Raw genomic sequence first — 18,576 nt, forward strand, 5'->3', positions numbered from 1 at the left:
CTACCTGTTCTCCGTCCTGGCCCTCTTCACGGCTGGGCTTCTCGTGGCGTGGGCGCGCGCCGCCACCGCGGCCACCAGGGCCGGACGGGCGCATGACGGCTGGCGGGGTCGGCCCAACGCGTTCGAACTGGCGGTAGGCTTCGGGACGAACTTCTTCGATACGCTCGGCATCGGCTCCTTCGCCCCGACGACCTCGCTGTTCAAGTTGAAGAAGGTCGTGCCCGACGAGGAGATCCCGGGCACGATGATGATCGGGCACACGCCCCCGGTCGTCATCCAGGCCTTCATCTTCATCGCGATCATCAGCGTGGAACCGACGACGCTCTTCGTCCTCATCGCGGCCGCCGTGCTCGGGGCGTGGCTGGGCGCGGGGATCGTGGCCCGGCTGCCCCGCTACCGGATCCAGGTCGGGATGGGGGTCGCGCTTCTCATCGCCGCCGCCACCTTCCTCATGGCGATCTTCGAGATCACGGCCGTGGGCGGGGAAGCGTCCGGCCTGTCGGGCGGGTCGCTCGCCCTGGCGGCGGGCTGCCTCTTCGTTCTCGGGGCGCTCATGACGATCGGGATCGGGATCTACGCCCCGACGATGATCGTCGTCAGCCTCATGGGCCTGAACCCGGCCGTCGCCTTCCCGATCATGATGGGCGCGTCCGCCTTCCTCATGCCGGTCGCGGGCCTGCGTTTCCTGAAGGCGGGACGCTACGGCCTCCGCGCGGCCCTCGGCCTCGCGATCGGAGGGATCCCGGCCGTGCTGATCGCGGCGTTCATCGTCCGCTCGCTCCCCCTCAACGCGATGCGCTGGCTCGTCGTCGTCGTCGTCCTCTACGCTGCGATCGCGATGCTCCGCTCCGCCGTCCACGAGCGCCGCTCCCGTGCCACGAGCAAGGGAGGCTGAGCGAGTGGTGATTCGCATTCTCTCGAGAAGCGACATCGAGCGGGCCGTGACGGCGAAGACGGCCGTGGATGCGATGCGGATCGCGTTCGGGGAGCTGTCCGGCGGGCAGGCGGTGGTCCCCGTGCGGGGGCACGTCGAGAGCCGGCACGGCATCACGCTCCTCATGCCCGCCTTCCTCGGCGGCTCCGGGGGGCTCGGGGCCAAGATCGTTTCGGTCTTCCCAGGGAACGTTTCCGCCGGTCAGCCGCCGATTCAGGGGGCGATCATCCTGCTCGACGCGGAGACGGGATGCACCCGCGCCCTCCTCGACGGCACCTCGCTGACGGAGATCCGGACGGCGGCGGGCAGCGGGCTGGCCACGGAGCTGCTGGCCGACCCCGCGGCGGATGTGCTCGCCGTATTCGGAGCCGGCGCCCAGGGCAGGGCCCATATCGAACTGCTGGCCGCGTGCCGGCCGCTGCGCGAGATCCGGATCGTCTCCGTCCCGCCCGAAGGCGCCGAAGAACTGGCCGTCGCACTCACGGAGAGGGCCGCCTCGCTCGTGCCGCCGGAAGGCGGGTCTCCACCCCGGATCCGAGCGGCCGCGACCCCGGCCGAGGCCCTCGACGGCGCGGATCTCGTCGTGACCGCGACCACGAGCGAGGCGCCCGTCTTCTCTCTCGAACACCTCGAACCCGGAGCCCACATCAACGCGATCGGCGCCTTTCAGCCTCACACGCGCGAGATCCCCGAGGAGATCGTTGCGCGCGCCCGCGTGATCGTGGACCAGCGCGAAGCGATCTGGGAGGAGGCCGGCGACCTCATCATCCCGGTGGAGAAGGGGGTCGTGGGACGCGACGTGATCGATGCCGAACTCGGCGAGATCGTCAACGGCCGGGTCCCCGGCGGCCGCGGCGACCACGACTGCACGCTCTTCAAGTCGGTGGGGAGCGCCGCGCAGGACGTCGCGATCGCGGAAGCGGCTCTGAGTCGGGCGGAGGACCTCGGCCTCGGCTCCGTCGTCCCCTTCTAGTCGGGCGCCGACGCGACCGCGCCCGCGATGGACGGCGCCACGCTCCACAGCGCCCTCGTGTGGGCTCTGCTTGCGGTCGCCCCGCTGGCGTTCGTCGGCCTGCTTCGCCTGAAGGTCCCCTACGGCCGCCACTACACCGGGCGCGGCTGGGGGCCGCACCTCCCGGATCGGGTCGGCTGGATTCTCATGGAGGTGCCCGCCCCGGTGTTCTTCGCCGTCGTCTATCTCGCCGGACGGTCGGCCGGCGACGCCGTACCGCTCGTCTTTCTGGGAATATGGCAGTGCCACTATCTGAACCGGACATTCATCTATCCCCTCCGCACGCGGACCAGGGGAAAGAGCATGCCGGCGGTCGTGGCGGCCTCCGGCTTCGTTTTCAATATGGTGAACGCGTATATAAACGCGCGCTGGATCTCGGAACTTGCACAGTACGGCCCAGAGTGGCTGGGCGATCCGAGATTTCTGGCCGGCCTGGGGGTTTTTGCGGCCGGGTTCGTCCTCAACCTCCACTCCGACCACACGCTGCTGAAGCTCCGGAAGCCCGGAGAGACCGGCTACTCCATCCCGCGCGGCGGGGGGTTCCGCTACGTCTCCTGTCCCAACTACCTGGGAGAGGTGATGGAATGGGCCGGCTGGGCGCTGGCGACATGGTCGCTGGCCGGACTCGCATTCCTCCTGTTCACGGCGGCGAACCTCGTGCCGCGGGCGCTCAGCCACCACCGCTGGTACCGGGAACGGTTCGAGGACTATCCCCCGGGGCGGAAGGCGATCATTCCGGGATGGATCTGATCCCGGAGAGCGCGAGCAGGCTGAGCGGGTCCACGCTCGTGCCGCCGTAGCGCACGACCCAGTGCAGGTGGGGGCCGGTAACCCGGCCGGTGGCCCCGACCCGTCCGACCGGCGTCCCCGCCGTGACCGTATCGCCCACGGACACCAGTTGCTCGCTGAGGTGGAAGTAGCCGGTGAGCAATCCTCCCCCGTGGTTGAGGTAGACGACGTTCCCTGCGAGCAGGAAGCCGTCGACGACGGCCACGACGCCGTCCGCCGCCGCCGTCACGGTCGCGCCGCGGGCGCCGGCCAGATCCAGTCCCATGTGGCGGCTCGTGATCTGCCCGTTGAACTCGCGGCCGGTGCCGAAGCCGCTCGTCACGCGGGATTCCCGCGGCAGCCGCACCGCGCTCCACATGCGCGGCGCGGCGTGCGCCTCGCGGGCGGCCCGCGCCGCCTTCTCGCGGTCGCTCCGCAGCCGCGCCTGGTCCTCCTCGTTCAGCGGCGATCCGAAGCGCGGCGCCACCGTAAGGCGCTCGTGCTCGTATTCGCCCGCCCGCACGGGAATGCGGAGCGAGTCGATCCGCGAGCGGCCGTCCGCGTAGTCCGCCCGCACCCAGGCGTCGAGCGTGTCCACCGTCGAAATCGGCACCGCCGCCAGGCTCTCGAGCACCGGACCGACGCGCCGGAAGTGCAGCGCCTCGCCACCCACCTCGCCGCCCGCCGAGATCACGCCGGACCCCGACGGCGCCGCCACGCCGATGACGAACAGGTGGCCCTGAACGGGCGCCGCCGGCGCCCACGCGACATCCAGCGGCGGAAGGGGAGACGGTGGGGAATCGCAGGAAGCGCCGAGCGAAAACGCCAGCACGAGCGCTGCGACGCCGACGCGGCTCACATCAGGGCCGGTCGGGGACGGGGATTCCGTAGCGCTCCAGGGTCTGCTTCACCGAGGGGCGGCCCAGGCGGACGCGGTCATCGTCGAGCAGGTAGGAGAACAGGTAGCCCGCGCCGAGCATGAGGATCCCGATCAGGAAGCAGTACATGACCGCGCGGTCGGGATAGCTGTCCTTCAGGTATCCGACGTAGAGCGGACCGCAGATTCCCGCCGCGGCCCAGGCGGTAAGGATCGCCCCGTACACCTTCGACATGTTCTTCGGGCCGTACACCTCGAGGATGAACGACGGCATGGTCGCGAACCCGCCGCCGAAGCAGAGCAGCACGTAGCACACGAGCGCGGAGAAGATCCACGGGTTCGACTCGGTCATGAGGACGCCGAACACGACCATCTGGCTCGCAAGCAGGATGCGGAACACGGCCACGCGCCCGATCCGGTCGGAGAGCCAGGCCCACAGGATGCGCCCCACTCCGTTACACACGGAACTCGCCGCGATGAGCGTCGCGCCGTACTCGGCGAGCACCGCCGGCTCGACCGTCGGATCGGCCAGTCCCCACACCTCCTGAAGGAGTTCGGACTGGAAGCTGATGACCGAGATCCCAGCGGCGATGTTGAAGAAGAAGACGATCCAGATGATGGCGAACTGGCTGGACTTCAGGTACGGGGCCACCTGCGCGGGCTGCTTCCACGGCGCCACCTGGGCGGCGGGCGGGTCGTCGATGACGAAGCTGCTGGGGATGAGGATGCAGGCGAAGACGATCCCGAGCCACAGGAAGACCTGCGGAAGATCCCCTTCCGTCTGCAGCACGAGCAGCGGTGCGAGCCCCTTGCTCAGGAGGAGCGCCCCGATCCCGAAGCCCATGACGACGATGCCGGTGACGAGCCCCTTCCGATCCGGGAACCACTTCGCGGCCGTGGTGACGGGCGTCACGTACCCGAGTCCGATGCCGATCCCCCCGATGAGCCCGTACCCGGCGTAGAAGAGCAGGATCGAGTCCATCCGCAGCGCGAAGCTCGCGATGATGTATCCGCCCGCGAATAGCGTGCTTCCGATGAGGGCGAGACGGCGCGGCCCGACCTTGGGCAGCAACTGGCCGGCCCAGGCCGCCGCCGTCCCGAGAGAGAAGATCGCGATGCAGAAGGCCAGCGATCCCTGAGTGAACGTCCAGCCGGCCTGCCGGACCAGCATCGTCTGGAAGAAGCTCCAGGCGTAGACGGTTCCGAAGCAGACCTGCAGGACCGTGCAGAAGAAGGCGATCGCGGTCCGAGGCGCCTTCCACCCCTCGGCGCTCACGTCAGTCCGTTCCCGAACCCGGGTTCGACGCCGCCCCCGACGCGTCACCCTTCACGGCGTGCAGCATGAGGCGCGCCATCTCCCCGATCTCGTCGTCGCGCGCCAGGACCTTGGCGTCGTTCAGCGCGTCCGCGTCGCGGCGCGCCAGCCCCACCACGTAGGAGAGCAGTTCCTCCAGCGGCGTGACCGCGAGCTTCACGAACCAGATCGAGCCCAGGACGCCGACGATGAGGATGATGCAAATGAGGTAGACCTGGTTGCCCGTGGCGCGCTGGATCTTGAGCCGCACGAGGTCGAGGTCCATCCCCACGTGAACGGTCCCGGCCTGGCCCGCCAGGATCGGACTCCCGACCTCGACGAAGTCCCCCATCCCGGGCAGACTGCGCTCGATCGGCTCGGTCGCGTGCGGGTCGCTCTCGCGGATCACGTCGGGGACGCCGGGGACGAAGGTGTGGGTCAGGATCTCGCCCGTGTCGCTCGTGATGTAGATGTACCGGATGCTCTGGATCTCGACGAACTGATCGATGAGCGACTGCAGCGTGGCGAGGTTGCGGTTGAGCAGGATGTCGACGCTCGAGTCGGCGATGTTCTTGGCGATGTTCGCGCTGTTGCTCTCGTACTCCTCCGACAGCTGGCTGGAGATCGTCAGGATGGAGAGCGTGGAGGTGGAGAACACGATGGCCCCGAAAAGCACGAAGATGCCGAAGCGTGTCTTGCGGAAGAGCCTCTTGATCCTGATCTCGTGCGTTTCCGGCTGGCTCACGAGGTCTCGTCACCCGTCGCGGCCAGGCCGAACTTGGCTTCCCAGTCGGCCAGCGTGACGAAGCGGCCATCCTCGACGACCGTGTAATAGACGCTCTGGAGCCCCTGCCGGCGGTCGGGCGCGAACGACACCATCTCGCCGATCCCCAGATCGTAGTTCCGCACCGAGAAGACCGCGTCGTTCAGCTTGCCGCGCTCGGGAGTGCCGTCGATCCGGCGCAGGATTTCCGCAAGCAGCTTCGCGTCCAGATAGCCCTCGAGGCTTGTGAAGCTGTACGGGAACGGGTCGTACGGCTCCACCACCAGCTCCTCCGGCACCTGGGGATCGTAGCGGTCCATCAGGTCCCGGTACTCGGGTACGGCCGGGATCGAGGTGTCTTCGTAGCTGGGCACGACCTGCGAGTTCACGAGCCACGGCGTGTAGTAGGCCGGGTCGTCCCGGCTCGCCCCCACGAGCAGCGAGAGCAGGTTCTCGCTCCCGACGAAGGAGAGGTTCGCGATGGGCACGTGCAGGCCCAGGTCCATTGCGTCGCGGGCGAAAGCCGCGCACGCGGCGTAGGCGCCCACGCAGATCACGGCATCGGGCGAGGCCTCCTGCAGAATCTCGACCTGCGGCCGCATCACGCTCGTGAACTGCGTGCCTCGCCGGTAGGTCGCCTCGCCGGCGATCGTCTCGCCGTGCCTCGCAAGCGCCGCCCTCACGCCGGCCCAGCCGCTGCGCCCGTACGCGTCGGCCTGGTAGAAGACCGCGATCCGCCGGCGCCCGATGCGCACGAAATTGTCGACCAGCCCGGCGGTCTCCTGCCCGTAGGAAGCGCGCAGGTTGAAGGCGAACTCCCCGTACGGCGGTTCCCGCTGCGGCTGGGCGCCGGTGAAGGGGAAGAAGATGTACATCTGCTGGTCCTGGAACTTCTTCAGGAGCGGCAGGACCCGCGTGACGGTTGGCGTGCCGACGTAGCCGAACAGCAGGAAAACCTCGTCCTCCAGCATCAGCTTGAGCGTGTTCTCCACGCACGGATCGGGCTGATAGCCGTCGTCGTAGAGCCTGGGGACGATCCGGCGGCCGTTGACGCCGCCCTGCTCGTTGACCTGTCCGAAACAGGACATCGCCCCGCGATACAGTTCGGTGCCCAGTCCCCGGGAAGGCCCGGAGAAGGCCGCGGACACGCCGAGGACGATCTCGTCGTCCGGCTGCGCGCCCTGCCTTCCGCTCCAGCGCAGGCCGGGAGCCAGCGGTCGTGCGGAGGTGGAGGCACCGAGCGATGTGGCGAACGGCGCGCCGAGCAGACCGGCCAGTCCAGCGCGGATCGCGGAGCGGCGCGTCAGGAGTCCGCCGGGTGGCGGCGGGACCTCCCGAGCCGGATCGCGGTTCGGAACCGGCGGTCCGTTGGGAGGCTGCGTCCCCTTTCGACTTCCGGACAATACCCTCTCCTTGCGTGCGGCGTGGCCATCCGCGTCGCCAAGGCCGGTCCATCGTATGGGGACCGCCCGGCATGGGAGTTTATTCGCAAGTACATTCATGTTCAACCTGACGCCCCGTTCTCCGGTCGATCCGGGGCCTCGGGTTCGATACGTTGCCACAGAGGAACAACTCTTCGCGGTCTCGATGAGGTCCACCATGTCCAACCTTCCCCATCTCGACTCCTTCGGCGCGCGCGCTTCGCTGGATGCTCCCGGCGGCCCCGTCGCGATCCGCAACCTGCGGGCAGTCGCCTCGGCCACCGGGGGCGACCTGTCGCGCCTTCCGTTCTCGATCAAGGTCGTGCTGGAGAACCTGGTTCGGCACGAGGACGGACAATCCGTGACGGCGGAGGACATCGCCGCCATCGCGGGCTGGGACGCGCAGACCACGCCGGGTCGCGAACTCTCGTTCCGCCCCGCGCGCGTGCTCCTGCAGGACTTCACCGGCGTGCCCGCCGTAGTGGATCTGGCCGCGATGCGCGACGCGATGGCGGAACTGGGCGGCGACCCCTCCTCGATCAACCCGCTCATGCCGTGCGAACTCGTCATCGATCACTCCGTGCAGGTCGACTCCTTCGGCACGGCGCGGTCGTTCCTCTTCAACGCCGAGCGCGAGTTCGAGCGGAACCACGAGCGCTACGCCTTCCTCCGGTGGGGCCAGACGGCGTTCGACAACTTCAAGGTCGTTCCGCCCGGCACGGGGATCGTCCACCAGGTGAACCTCGAGTATCTCGCCCGGGTCGTGTTCGACGACGCGACGGGGGGTGAGCGCGCCGCCTATCCCGACACCGTCGTCGGCACGGACAGCCACACCACGATGATCAACGGTCTCGGCGTCCTCGGGTGGGGAGTGGGCGGCATCGAGGCCGAGGCGGCGATGCTGGGGCAGGCGCTCTCCATGCTCGTCCCGCGCGTGCTCGGCTTCCGGCTCCACGGGCGGCTCCCCGACGGCGCCACGGCGACGGATCTCGTCCTCCGGGTCACGGAGGTCCTCCGCGGCGCGGGCGTCGTCGGCAAGTTCGTCGAGTTTTACGGGCCGGGCCTGGCCGGCCTCTCGCTCGCCGACCGGGCGACACTCGGCAACATGTCGCCCGAGTTCGGCTCCACCTGCGCGATCTTCCCGATCGACGCGGAGACGCTCGCGTACCTCCGCTTCACGGGCCGCTCGGAAGAACACGTGGCGCTCGTCGAGGCCTACGCCCGCGCCCAGAGCCTCTTCCACGACGCGGACACGCCCGCCGCGGAATACAGCGACCACGTGGAGCTGGACCTGTCGACCGTCGAGCCGGCGATCGCGGGCCCGAAGCTGCCGCAGCAGCGCGTGCCGCTGACGGAGAGCAAGCCGCGGTTCCTGGAGGCGCTCGACGGGCTGAAGGGGCCGGGCGCGGGGGGCGGCGGCCTCACGCAGATGACGGGCTGGTCGGGCGGGGCCGGCGATGGCGGCGTGGCGGTGGCGGAGGCCCCGGCCGGCGTCGCCGTGCGCCTGACGGACGAACAGGGCGACGCGCACGAGTTCTCACTTCACGACGGGTCCGTGGTCATCGCCGCGATCACGAGTTGCACGAACACCTCGAATCCGTCCGTCATGGTCGGAGCGGGCCTCCTCGCCCGGAAGGCCGTCGAGTCGGGCCTCAGGCAGCGTCCGTGGGTGAAGACGAGTCTCGCACCGGGCTCGATGGTCGTGACGGAGTACCTCGAGGAAGCCGGCCTCATGCCGTACTTCGAGCAGCTCGGCTTCCACGTCGTCGGCTACGGCTGCACGACCTGCATCGGAAACTCCGGACCGCTCCCGGCCGAGATCTCGAGCGCGATCCGCGAGAACGATCTCGTCGCCTGCTCCGTCCTCTCCGGGAACCGGAACTTCGAGGGCCGCATCAGCCCCGATTCGCGCGCCAACTACCTCGCGTCGCCTCCCCTCGTCGTCGCGTACGCGCTCGCGGGCCGGATGGACATCGATCTGTACAGCGAGCCGCTGGGGACGAACGACCGGGGCGAGGAGATCTTCCTGCGCGACATCTGGCCCGGGCAGGACGAGATCAACGAAGCGGTCCGCACCGCCGTGAAGACGGAGATGTTCCGCGCCAAGTACGCGGAGGTGTACGCGGGGGACGAGCGCTGGAACGCGCTGGAGATCCCGATGGGCGACCGCTTCGCGTGGGACGAGGCCTCGACCTACGTGCGGCAGCCGACCTTCTTCGCCGGCATGTCGAAGGAGGCCGCCGCACCCGGGGACATCGAGGGCGCACGCTGCCTCGCGCTCCTCGGCGACGCCGTGACGACGGACCACATCTCCCCGGCCGGCGGGATCGCGCCGACCTCGCCCGCGGCGGACTACCTCCGTTCACACGGCGTGGCCCTCCGGGACTTCAACTCGTACGGGGCGCGGCGCGGAAACCACGAAGTGATGATGCGGGGGACGTTCGCGAACGTCCGGCTCAGGAACCTGATGGTGCCGGGCGTGGAGGGTGGGTTCACGGTCCACGTCCCGAGCGGCGAGCAGTTGTCGATCTTCGACGCCGCCACGCGCTATCAGGAGGAGGGGACGCCCACGATCGTCATCGGCGGTGCGCTCTACGGTTCGGGATCGAGCCGCGACTGGGCAGCCAAGGGGCCCTTCCTCCTGGGCGTGAGGGCGGCGATCGCGGTGAGTTACGAGCGCATCCACCGCTCGAACCTCATCGGGATGGGGATCCTGCCCCTCCAGTTCCGCGAGGGGGAGACGGCCGCGACGCTGGGGCTCACGGGTAACGAGACCTTCCACATCACGGGCATCGCGGACGGCTTGAAGCTGAAGGACGCCATCCGGGTGACGGCGGTCTCGGACGACGGGTCGGAGACGCGTTTCGAGGCGATTGCGCGGCTGGACACGGAGGTCGAGGTGGACTACTACCGCAACGGCGGCATCCTCCAGACGGTCCTTCGGCAGCAACTGGAAGCCTGAGCCGGATCGTGGGTCGGGGGCGTCCGCGCAGGAACGTCCGCCGGCGCTCAGGACCCCCTGATCGCGGCCTCCAGCCACCTCCGGTCCGCCTTCCGCAAATGGTCCGGCGGCACGGGTTCGTCGCGCTCTTCCTCGTCGCGACGCCGGCCGCGCCGGATGCGGCGCGCAACGAGAAACCCGCCGAGGAGGAAGGCCAGGCCGGGACCGGCGTAGACGAGGAGGTTCATGCCTTCGGCCCGGGGCTTGAGGAGGATCCAGGGGCCGTAGGCCTCCACGAAATAGGCCTCGATCTCCTCGGCGGTGCGACCGTCCATGAGCATGTTGCGGATCACGTCCTGCATTTCGCGAGCGATGCGCGCGGACGACTCCGCGACGGACTGCTGGCGGCAGATGGGGCAGCGCAGGGTGGCGCCGATCTCCGCCGTCCGCTGGTCGATCTCGGCGCTGCGGACCGGCTCGCCCGGTGCGGCCGGCCGCTCGATGCCGTCGAGGGCTCCGTCTACCGTCTGCGCGGCGGCGGGCGCCGTCTGGAGGGCGACTCCGGTCAGGGCGAGGACGGCCCCGGCGAATGCGGCGCGCATCAGCTTCCCGCCGGACGGGCGGCGTCCCGGGCGACGAGCAGCGAGTCCACGTTCCGCTCGACGAGGTCCCAGGTCACCGCGAGGTCGTGCCGCAGCGCGACCACGCCGTCGGCGCCGATGAAATAGGTCTCGGGCACCCCGTACACGCCGTATTCGATCGCGGTCAGGCTGCCCGGATCCGTCACGAGCGGCCACTCCCCGCCCAGTTCCTCGATGAAGCGCATCCCGTTCTCCGGCGTGTCCTGGAAAAGGACGCCGATGAGCGCCACCTCCTCGGGATCGTACGTCTCGCGCAGGCGCACGAGCACCGGATGCTCGGCGATGCACGGGATGCACCACGACGCCCAGTAGTTGAGCACGACGACCTTTCCGTCGAAGTCGCTCAGGCTCACCGAATCGCTCGGGTCATATAGGTTCGCGAGCCGGAACGCGGGCGCCTCGCGCCCCTCGAGCGCGGACGGAAGCCGCCGCTGGTCCTGCCCCAGCCCCCAGTAGAGGAGCGCCAGTACGGGCAGCGCCGCCAGGGGCAGGGCCCACCGCCACCAGCCCTTCATGCCGCGGCCGCCGGATCGGCGAGCAGCTCGGCCCCCGCCGCCCGCACCCGGCTCCGGCCCCACGGCCAGATCGCGATCAGGGCGCCCACGCCCATGATCATCCCGCCGATCCAGAGCCAGACGATCCCCGGGTTCACAATCGCCCGCACCGTCGCGTGCGCCCCGCTCTCCGGGTCCACCGCCATCAGTGTGAGGTAGAGGTCGCTCGTGAGCGAACTCTTCACGGCAGGCGTCGCGATGTTCTGTCCCGTGGCGGTGTAGAAGTTGATCCGCGGCCGCTCCTCGCCGATCCCGCGCCCGTTACGGTAGGCCGCGAACGTCGCCCCGATGACGAACCGGTGCGGTTCCTCCCGTCCCCACACTTCAATGAGTTCCACCTCGTAGTCCTCGATCGCGAGCCGCTCGCCTGGCCGGAGCGTCATCTCCCGCTCCGTCTTCCATGTCCACGCGACGGAGATCGCGAGCGCGATGACGATCACGCCGACGTGCACGATGTAGCCTCCGTAGCGCTGTCCCGTGCGCGTGAACAGGTCCCGAAGCGCGCCGAGGAACGAGCGCTCCGCGATCCTCCGCCGCGCCGCGATCCCCTTGCGGAACTCGTCCGCGATCGTCGTCAGCACGAAGGCGGCGAAGGCGATCGTGAGGTTGGGGAGGAAGTCCCGCATGCCGAGCGCGAAAGTGAGGAGTCCGGCTGCGGCCCCGATGATGGCCGGCCACACGAACGACCGCTTCAACTGCTCCCGCCCCGCCCGCCGCCACGGCAGCGCCGGCCCGACCCCCATCAGGAAGATGAGCGCCAGTCCGATCGGACTGGCGACCTGGTCGAAATACGGCGGTCCCACGCTGATCCGGTCGCCTCGCAGCGCCTCCACGACGAGCGGCCACATCGTGCCCAGGAGGACCGTGAACGTGAAGCCGACGAAGAGGAGGTTGTTGAGGATGAAGGCGGACTCACGCGACGCGGGACTCTCCACCTGGCCCGGCGCGCGCAGCCGGTTGCTCCGCCAGCCGATGAGGGCCAGCGACGCGATCGCGACCACCGCGATGAAGGCGAGGAACACGGGCCCGATGACGCCCTCGGTGAAGGCGTGCACGGAGTCGATGACGCCCGACCGCGTGAGGAACGTCCCGAACAGGGTGAGGAGGAAGGTCGAGATCATCAGCGTGAGGTTCCACGTCTTCAGCATCCCCCGCCGCTCCTGGACCATCGCGGAGTGCAGGAAGGCGGTGGCCGTGAGCCACGGGAGGAAGGACGCGTTCTCCACCGGATCCCATGCCCAGGCGCCCCCCCAGCCCAGCACCTCGTACGACCACCAGCCGCCGCCGATGATCCCCATCGTGAGGAAGGCCCACGCCGCGACCATCCAGCGGCGGGCGTCCCGCAGCCAGCGCGCCTCGACGTTCCCCCGCAGGAGGGCCGCGATCGCGAAGGCGAAGGGCACCGTCATCCCCACGAACCCGAAGTAGAGCATGGGCGGGTGCAAGCCCATGAGCGGATGATTCTGGAGGAGGGGATTGGGTCCGGGGCCGTTGGCCGGCGCCGGGTCCACGATGCCGAACGGATTCGCCGCCCCCGCGAGGAGGCCGAAGAAGAAGAGCTGGACGACGGCGATGACGCCGATGACGAGGGGGGTCGTGCGGAGGCCGTGCGCGAGTCCGCCGCCGAGCGCGGTCAGCGGTTCGCCGGCGGCCCGCAGCGCCCCGAACTCGCGGCGCCGGGTGAAGGCGAAGAGCGCCCCGTAGCCGGCGAGGATCCAGCCCCAGAAGAGGATCGAGCCCTCGAGGCTGCTCCAGAGCGAGATCGCCGTGTAATAGGTCGGCGTCTCGCGGCTCCCCACGCGCGCCACGTACTCGACGCTGAAGTCGTGCGTGAGGAGGGCGATCTCCATCACGAGCATCCCGCCCGACATCGCGAAGAAGGCGAGGTAGGCGGCCCGCCGGGCCAGGGCCGTGGACACCTCCCCGCCGGAGCGTGACAGACCGGCCCAGCCGCCGGCCGCCGTGGCCACGATCGCGGCCAGTAACGCCGCGATGACGGAGGCGTAGCCGAGCGTGCTCAGCATTCTAGTTTTCGAGGAGGGACTTGTAGACCTGGCCCGCGTCGCCCGCGTGCTCCGGAGGGGCGTACTCGTTCGAGTGCTTCACCATCAGGTTCGTGGCGCGGAAGACGCCATCGTTCCCGTAGGCCCCTTCGACAACGACGCCCATCCCCGGCTGGAACATCGACGGGGGCGCGCCCGTGCTTACGACGGGGATCTCGATGTTCTCCTCGCCGATGACGAAACGCAGTTCGGCGGACTCGGGATTCCAGTCCACGCTCCCCGGCTTGACCTGGCCGCCGAGCCGGATCGGCTGGTCCACGACCTCGACTCCGCGGGCCTCGAGTTCGGCGGGCGTGAGGAAGAACACCATGTTCTCGTTCAACCCGCCCGCCGCGAGCACCGTGATCGCCACCGCGATCGCAGCGAGCCCCGCCAGCATCCAGAGTTTCCGTCTCAACGTCGCCTCGCCTTCAAAGACCATCGTGCGGCACGCCCCGCAAGATGCACGCTCCGCCGCGCGCTTGCCACAGGACCGCCGAGGCGCGAACCTCGCGGAGGTAGACCCGCGCTCGCCTCGAAGAAGGAGAAGCACTCCCCGTGATCCGCGTGACCCTCGCAGTGTGGTTCGTCTCGCTCGCCGCCTCCGGAGGGCTCGAGGGCCAGCAGGATGAGGCGGCCTGCCCCGAATACGGCGCGCGGCTCGGGACGCCGATGGAGACGGTGCGATACCTGGCGGACGACGCGCTCGGTGGCCGGTTCTCGGGGAGCGCGGGGGAGCGGTGCGCGGGCGACTACATCGCGGCGATGTTCGCCTCGCTCGACCTCGAGCCGGGCGGGGAGGACGGATTCTTCCAGGAACTTCCGCTCGCGAGCGCAGCGCAACCGCACGCGCCGCCGGGCCGGGGACGCAACGTCGTCGCGATCCTCCGGGGGAGCGATCCCGAGTTGCGGCAGAGCGCCGTCGTGATCGGGGCGCACTACGACCACCTCGGGCTGGGCGAGTTCGGGAGTACCGGGGAGGTGGGCGAGATCCACAACGGGGCGGACGACAACGCCTCGGGCGTGGCAGCCGTCCTCGCGGCGGCGCGCGCGCTGCGCGGCGGGCTCCGTCCGGCGCGGTCGATCGTGTTCATCGCCTTCACGGGAGAGGAGCTGGGGCTGATCGGCTCCGCATGGTACGCGAACCATCCGGCGATTCCGCTGGAGGAGACCGTGGCCATGATCAACCTCGACATGGTGGGGCGGCTCGAGGACGACGAGTTGATCGTGTACGGGACGGGAACGGCGCCCGAGTGGGAGGAGATCATCCCCGCGGCGAACGCGGATCTCGGGATTCCGCTCGCGTGGGAGGAGGCCGGGTTCGGACCCAGCGACCACACCTCGTTCTATGCGAACGACATCCCCGTCCTCCACTTCTTCACGAACGTCCACTCCGATTATCACCGGCACACCGATGACGCGGAGAAGGTCGATGCTTCGGGCCTGGAACGTGTGGCCCGCCTCACGGAGAACGTCGCGCGGGTGCTGGCGGAACGGCGCGACCGGCTGGCCGTCATCCCCGGCGTGGGCGAGCGTGAGCGGCGCGCCGGAGGCTACGGGGCCTGGCTCGGGACCGTGCCCGACTTCACGCCGGTGGACTTCGGCGTGCTCCTCGCCGGGGTCACGGAGGGGTCGCCGGCGGCGGGCGGCGGCCTCGCCAGAGGAGATGTCCTCATCGGTCTCGGCGATTACGAGGTCGGGGATCTGCAGGCGTTCACCGACGCCCTCGCGGCGTACCGGCCGGGCGACGAGGTCGTCCTCCGCTATCTGCGTGATGGCGACGAGCACGCGACGACCGTGCGGCTCGGCGACCGGGCCGACCGACCCCAATGAACGGCGCCGCGGCGTGCCCGCGCTGCGGGAGCCCCGCGTCGGGCAACTTCTGCGCGCAATGCGGAGCCCCGCTCGTGCAGCGCGCGGGATGTCCGGCCTGCCAGGCGCCGCTGCGGCAAGACGCCCTCTACTGCGCCGCGTGCGGTACGCCCGTGGGCGCTCCCCCGCGGAAACCGCGCTCGGCCCGGCTCCCGTGGGTCCTCTCGGGCCTCGGGCTCGTGGTCTTCTCGGTGATGATCGCGGTGCTCGTCCAGCGGGGAAGCGTGACGCGGATCGGAGACATGACGATGACGGGCGGCCTCCCCGGCGAGGCGGCGGGTGGCCCGGCGGCGGAGGGCCCTGCCGGGGGCGCCGGCATGCCGAGCATGGAGGAACTCGCCGCCATGGGCCCGCGCGGTGTCGCGGACCGGCTCTTCGAGCGCGTGATGCGGGAACATGAAGGCGGCGACTTCGAGCGCGCCGCCTTCTTCATCGACATGGCGCTGCAAGCGTACGACGCGGTCCCTCGGGAAGAGATCGATGCGGACGCGCGATTCCACGTCGGCCTCCTCCGTCTCCTCATGGGCGAGTCCGGCCTCGCCCGGGAGCAGGCGGATGAGATCCTGACCGCGCATCCGGAGCACCTGCTCGGGCTCCTGCTCGCCGCGCGCGCGGCCGACTTCGAGGGGGACGCGGACGCGGCGGAGGCGCTCAGATCCCGCATCCGGTCCCGAGTGGAGGAGGCCGGGGGGATTCCGGACCTCCCCGAGTACCAGGCCCACCGGACGCTGATCGAGGGAGTGATGCAAACGGATGGAGGAGAAGGAGGGGGCGGCGCGTGACCGGCTCCGGCGCGAACGGACACACGCCCGCGCAGGCCGTGAGCGGCCGAATGGCCGAACTGCGCGACGAGTTTGTCGATTTCATCTCCCAACTCGTGCTGGAGGAATCCCCTTCCACCGATCCGGAGGCCCAGCGCGGCATCGGCGCGATCCTCACGGAAACCTTGAACGACCTCGGTCTGGACGTAGAGCACATCCCGGGACAGGCGAGCGGCGGCCACCTGCTGGCGCGGAGCCCCGGGGCGGCCGACGGGCGGGCCGCGGCGGGCGGGGCACAACTTCTCGTGGGGCACATGGACACGGTGTGGCCCATCGGGACCCTGCGGGACATGCCGGTGCGGGTGTCGGACGGGCGCCTCTGGGGTCCCGGCGCCTTCGACATGAAGACGGGACTCGCGATCGGCGTGTTCGCGCTGCGGACGCTCCGGGACCTCGGGCTGGACGCGGGCGTCGCACCCGTCTTCTTCATCAACTCGGACGAGGAGATCGGGAGCCCGGAATCCGAGCCGTTGATTCGCGACCTGGCGCGTCGCGCGTCCCGGGCCTTCGTCCTCGAACCCGCGCTGGGTCCCGGCGGCCGGCTCAAGACGCGGCGCAAGGGGATCGGCCAGTACAACGTCGAGGTCGCAGGACGGAGTTCGCACGCGGGACTCGCCCCGGAAGAGGGGGCGTCGGCGATCCTCGAACTCGCCCACGCGATCCGGCAGATCGACCGCCTGGCGGACCCCGGGGCCGGGACGACGATGAACGTGGGGCTCATCGAGGGCGGCTCCCGCCCCAACGTGGTCGCGGCGAGCGCCAGCTGCGAGGTGGATGTGCGCGTGTGGACGGCCGCGGAGGCCGACCGGATCCGCGAGGGGATGTTCGGCTTGGAGCCCACCGTGCCCGGGACGCGGATCAGGGTCACGCAGGTGGCGGCCCGGGGGCCGCTGGAGCGTACGCCGCGCAACGTCGCTTTATGGGAGCGGGCGCTCCGGGTGGCGGACGAGATCGGCCTCGAACTCGAGGAGGGATCGGCGGGCGGCGGCTCGGACGGTAACTTGACGAGCCAGTACACGGCGACGCTCGACGGGCTGGGGGCGGTCGGCGACGGCGCCCACGCCCGGCACGAGTTCGTGTGGATCGACCGGGCCGTGGAGCGCGTCGCGTTGCTGGCGGGGCTGATCGCGGCGCCGTAGCGGCGGCCGGCCCGCCGGAGGGCTTCGAGAGGCGGCTTCGACGAGATGTTCTTTCGACAGGTTTTCGACGACACGCTCGCGCAGTACGCGTACCTCATCGGGTGCCAGCGTACCGGAGACGCGATCCTGTTCGATCCCCAGCGCGACATCGACCGCTACGTGGATCTGGCGGCGAGCGAGGGGCTGCGCATCGTCGCCGTGGCCGAGACGCACATTCACGCCGATTTCCTCTCCGGCGCGAGGGAGTTCGCCGAACGCTTCGGGACTCGGCTCTACCTGTCGGATGAAGGCGGCCCCGACTGGCGCTACGAGTGGGCCCGCGACGGGGGCTACGACCATGTGCCGCTCCGCGACGGCGCCCGCTTCGAAACCGGCGACGTCGACTTCCGGGCGCTGCATACGCCGGGGCACACGCCCGAGCACATGTCGTTTCTGGTCACGGACCGCGGTGCCGGGGCCGACGAGCCCATGGGCCTGCTCTCCGGGGACTTCGTCTTCGTGGGAGACCTCGGCCGGCCCGACCTGCTCGAGACGGCGGCGCGGGTCACGGGAGCGATGACGCCTGCCGCACGCCGGCTGTACGGCTCGGTGCGGAGCTTCCTCGACCTGCCCGACTACCTGCAGGTGTGGCCGGCCCACGGCGCCGGTTCCTCGTGCGGAAAGGCGCTCGGGGCGGTGCCGGAGACGACCGTGGGGTATGAAAGACGCTTCAGCCCGGCGATCGCGGCGGCGCTGAGAGGGGAGGACGCGTTCATCTCCCATATCCTCGAGGGTCAGCCCGAGCCGCCGATGTATTTCGCCCGCATGAAGCGTGACAACCGGGACGGCGCCCCCGTGCTGGGCGGCCTTCCGCGGCCGTCTCGGACCTCTCCGCGCGAGGCGGCGTCTCGCGCCCGGGCGGGTTCGCGCGCAGGCGAGGTCGTGATCGACACGCGGCCGGACCGGTCGGCCTTCATGGCGCGGCACCTCCCGGGGTCGGTCTACGTCCCACTAACGAAGTCGTTCTGCACCGCGGCGGGCTCGGTCCTGACGGAGGGCGCGGCGGTCACGCTCCTCATCGATGAGGCGGATCTCGAGTGGGCGGTGCGGCGCTTGGTGCGGATCGGGTTCGACGACGTGAGGGGCTTCGTGGAGCACGAAGCCGTCGAACGATACTTTCACGATGGCGGAGAGGCGGCCGCGATTCCCGAGATCGACCTCGAGGCGGCGAGCCGGCTCTCGGAAGATGGGCGGGGCGACGTCCTCGACGTGAGATACGCGTCGGAGTACGCGGCGTCGCACCTGCCCGGGGCGGTCAACGCCTCCTACACTCGGCTGCCCGACTACGCGGACCGGCTGCCGTCGAACGGTTCGCTGCTCGTACATTGCCTGAGCGGCGCGCGGGCCGCGGTGGCCGCGAGCTATCTGGCCCGCGAGGGGCGCGACGTGCACTACATCAACGACCTGTTCACCGCGTATGCGGGATCGCTGGAAACCGGAGGACCCTAAGCATGGTCA

Annotated in this window: 16 protein-coding genes; 8 read left to right on the forward strand and 8 right to left on the reverse strand. The window is 70.0% G+C overall.

What is annotated here, in order from left to right; all coding sequences use genetic code 11:
• Positions 1–43 precede the first annotated feature (43 nt).
• Genes RN901_RS04475 through RN901_RS04485 form a run of 3 tightly spaced genes read left to right on the forward strand, consistent with a single transcriptional unit; the run spans position 44 to position 2,696 of the window.
• Entirely contained in the window at positions 44–895 is an 852-nt protein-coding gene (locus RN901_RS04475) for a sulfite exporter TauE/SafE family protein (protein WP_310756380.1), read from the forward strand.
• Positions 896–902: 7 nt separating this feature from the next.
• On the forward strand, positions 903–1,907 hold the full coding sequence (locus tag RN901_RS04480; RefSeq protein ID WP_310756382.1) for a hypothetical protein: 1,005 nt from the start codon (positions 903–905) through the stop codon (positions 1,905–1,907).
• Between the two features lie 27 nt (positions 1,908–1,934).
• Complete coding sequence (locus tag RN901_RS04485) at positions 1,935–2,696, forward strand: DUF1295 domain-containing protein (protein ID WP_310756384.1); 762 nt, start codon at positions 1,935–1,937, stop codon at positions 2,694–2,696.
• Here the strand turns inward: RN901_RS04485 and RN901_RS04490 are convergent.
• Genes RN901_RS04490 through RN901_RS04505 form a run of 4 tightly spaced genes read right to left on the reverse strand, consistent with a single transcriptional unit; the run spans position 2,677 to position 7,051 of the window.
• A complete protein-coding gene (locus RN901_RS04490) occupies positions 2,677–3,573 on the reverse strand; it encodes a M23 family metallopeptidase (RefSeq protein ID WP_310756386.1) in 897 nt (298 codons plus the stop codon). The genes RN901_RS04485 and RN901_RS04490 overlap by 20 nt on opposite strands.
• 1 nt (position 3,574) lies before the next feature.
• Positions 3,575–4,867 carry an OFA family MFS transporter gene (locus RN901_RS04495; RefSeq protein WP_310756388.1) on the reverse strand — a complete coding sequence of 431 codons (1,293 nt, stop codon included), beginning with the start codon at positions 4,865–4,867 and terminating at the stop codon, positions 3,575–3,577.
• 1 nt (position 4,868) lies between these two features.
• Entirely contained in the window at positions 4,869–5,630 is a 762-nt protein-coding gene (locus RN901_RS04500; protein ID WP_310756391.1) for a hypothetical protein, read from the reverse strand.
• Complete coding sequence (locus RN901_RS04505) at positions 5,627–7,051, reverse strand: ABC transporter substrate-binding protein (protein ID WP_310756393.1); 1,425 nt, start codon at positions 7,049–7,051, stop codon at positions 5,627–5,629. Before RN901_RS04505 ends, RN901_RS04500 begins: the two co-directional genes overlap by 4 nt.
• A 196-nt stretch (positions 7,052–7,247) precedes the next feature.
• Here RN901_RS04505 and acnA point away from each other — a divergent pair, with 196 nt between their 5' ends.
• On the forward strand, positions 7,248–10,031 hold the full coding sequence (gene acnA, locus RN901_RS04510; RefSeq protein WP_310756395.1) for an aconitate hydratase AcnA: 2,784 nt from the start codon (positions 7,248–7,250) through the stop codon (positions 10,029–10,031).
• Between the two features lie 47 nt (positions 10,032–10,078).
• On the opposite strand, the gene RN901_RS04515 is transcribed toward acnA, so the two are convergent.
• The 4 genes from RN901_RS04515 to RN901_RS04530 are packed head-to-tail and all read right to left on the reverse strand — an operon-like array spanning position 10,079 to position 13,665.
• Complete coding sequence (locus RN901_RS04515; RefSeq protein ID WP_310756397.1) at positions 10,079–10,612, reverse strand: cytochrome c-type biogenesis protein; 534 nt, start codon at positions 10,610–10,612, stop codon at positions 10,079–10,081.
• Positions 10,612–11,166, reverse strand: a complete 555-nt coding sequence (locus RN901_RS04520) for a redoxin domain-containing protein (protein ID WP_310756399.1) — start codon at positions 11,164–11,166, stop codon at positions 10,612–10,614. Before RN901_RS04520 ends, RN901_RS04515 begins: the two co-directional genes overlap by 1 nt.
• Positions 11,163–13,229 carry a heme lyase CcmF/NrfE family subunit gene (locus RN901_RS04525; RefSeq protein ID WP_310756401.1) on the reverse strand — a complete coding sequence of 689 codons (2,067 nt, stop codon included), beginning with the start codon at positions 13,227–13,229 and terminating at the stop codon, positions 11,163–11,165. Before RN901_RS04525 ends, RN901_RS04520 begins: the two co-directional genes overlap by 4 nt.
• 1 nt (position 13,230) lies before the next feature.
• Complete coding sequence (locus RN901_RS04530; protein ID WP_310756403.1) at positions 13,231–13,665, reverse strand: cytochrome c maturation protein CcmE; 435 nt, start codon at positions 13,663–13,665, stop codon at positions 13,231–13,233.
• A 140-nt stretch (positions 13,666–13,805) separates the two neighbouring features.
• Here RN901_RS04530 and RN901_RS04535 point away from each other — a divergent pair, with 140 nt between their 5' ends.
• The 4 genes from RN901_RS04535 to RN901_RS04550 all read left to right on the forward strand — a co-directional run bounded on the left by RN901_RS04535 (position 13,806) and on the right by RN901_RS04550 (position 18,567).
• On the forward strand, positions 13,806–15,080 hold the full coding sequence (locus RN901_RS04535) for a M20/M25/M40 family metallo-hydrolase (protein ID WP_310756405.1): 1,275 nt from the start codon (positions 13,806–13,808) through the stop codon (positions 15,078–15,080).
• A 74-nt stretch (positions 15,081–15,154) separates the two neighbouring features.
• Positions 15,155–15,901, forward strand: coding sequence for a zinc ribbon domain-containing protein (locus RN901_RS04540; RefSeq protein WP_310756408.1), 747 nt, complete (start codon positions 15,155–15,157; stop codon positions 15,899–15,901).
• Entirely contained in the window at positions 15,898–17,079 is a 1,182-nt protein-coding gene (locus RN901_RS04545) for a M20 family metallopeptidase (RefSeq protein WP_310756410.1), read from the forward strand. The genes RN901_RS04540 and RN901_RS04545 overlap by 4 nt, the downstream gene beginning before the upstream one ends.
• A gap of 45 nt (positions 17,080–17,124) precedes the next feature.
• Complete coding sequence (locus tag RN901_RS04550; RefSeq protein WP_310756412.1) at positions 17,125–18,567, forward strand: MBL fold metallo-hydrolase; 1,443 nt, start codon at positions 17,125–17,127, stop codon at positions 18,565–18,567.
• The last annotated feature ends 9 nt before the right edge of the window (positions 18,568–18,576 follow it).

This window comes from Candidatus Palauibacter soopunensis, assembly GCF_947581735.1.
GTDB lineage: Bacteria > Gemmatimonadota > Gemmatimonadetes > Palauibacterales > Palauibacteraceae > Palauibacter > Palauibacter soopunensis.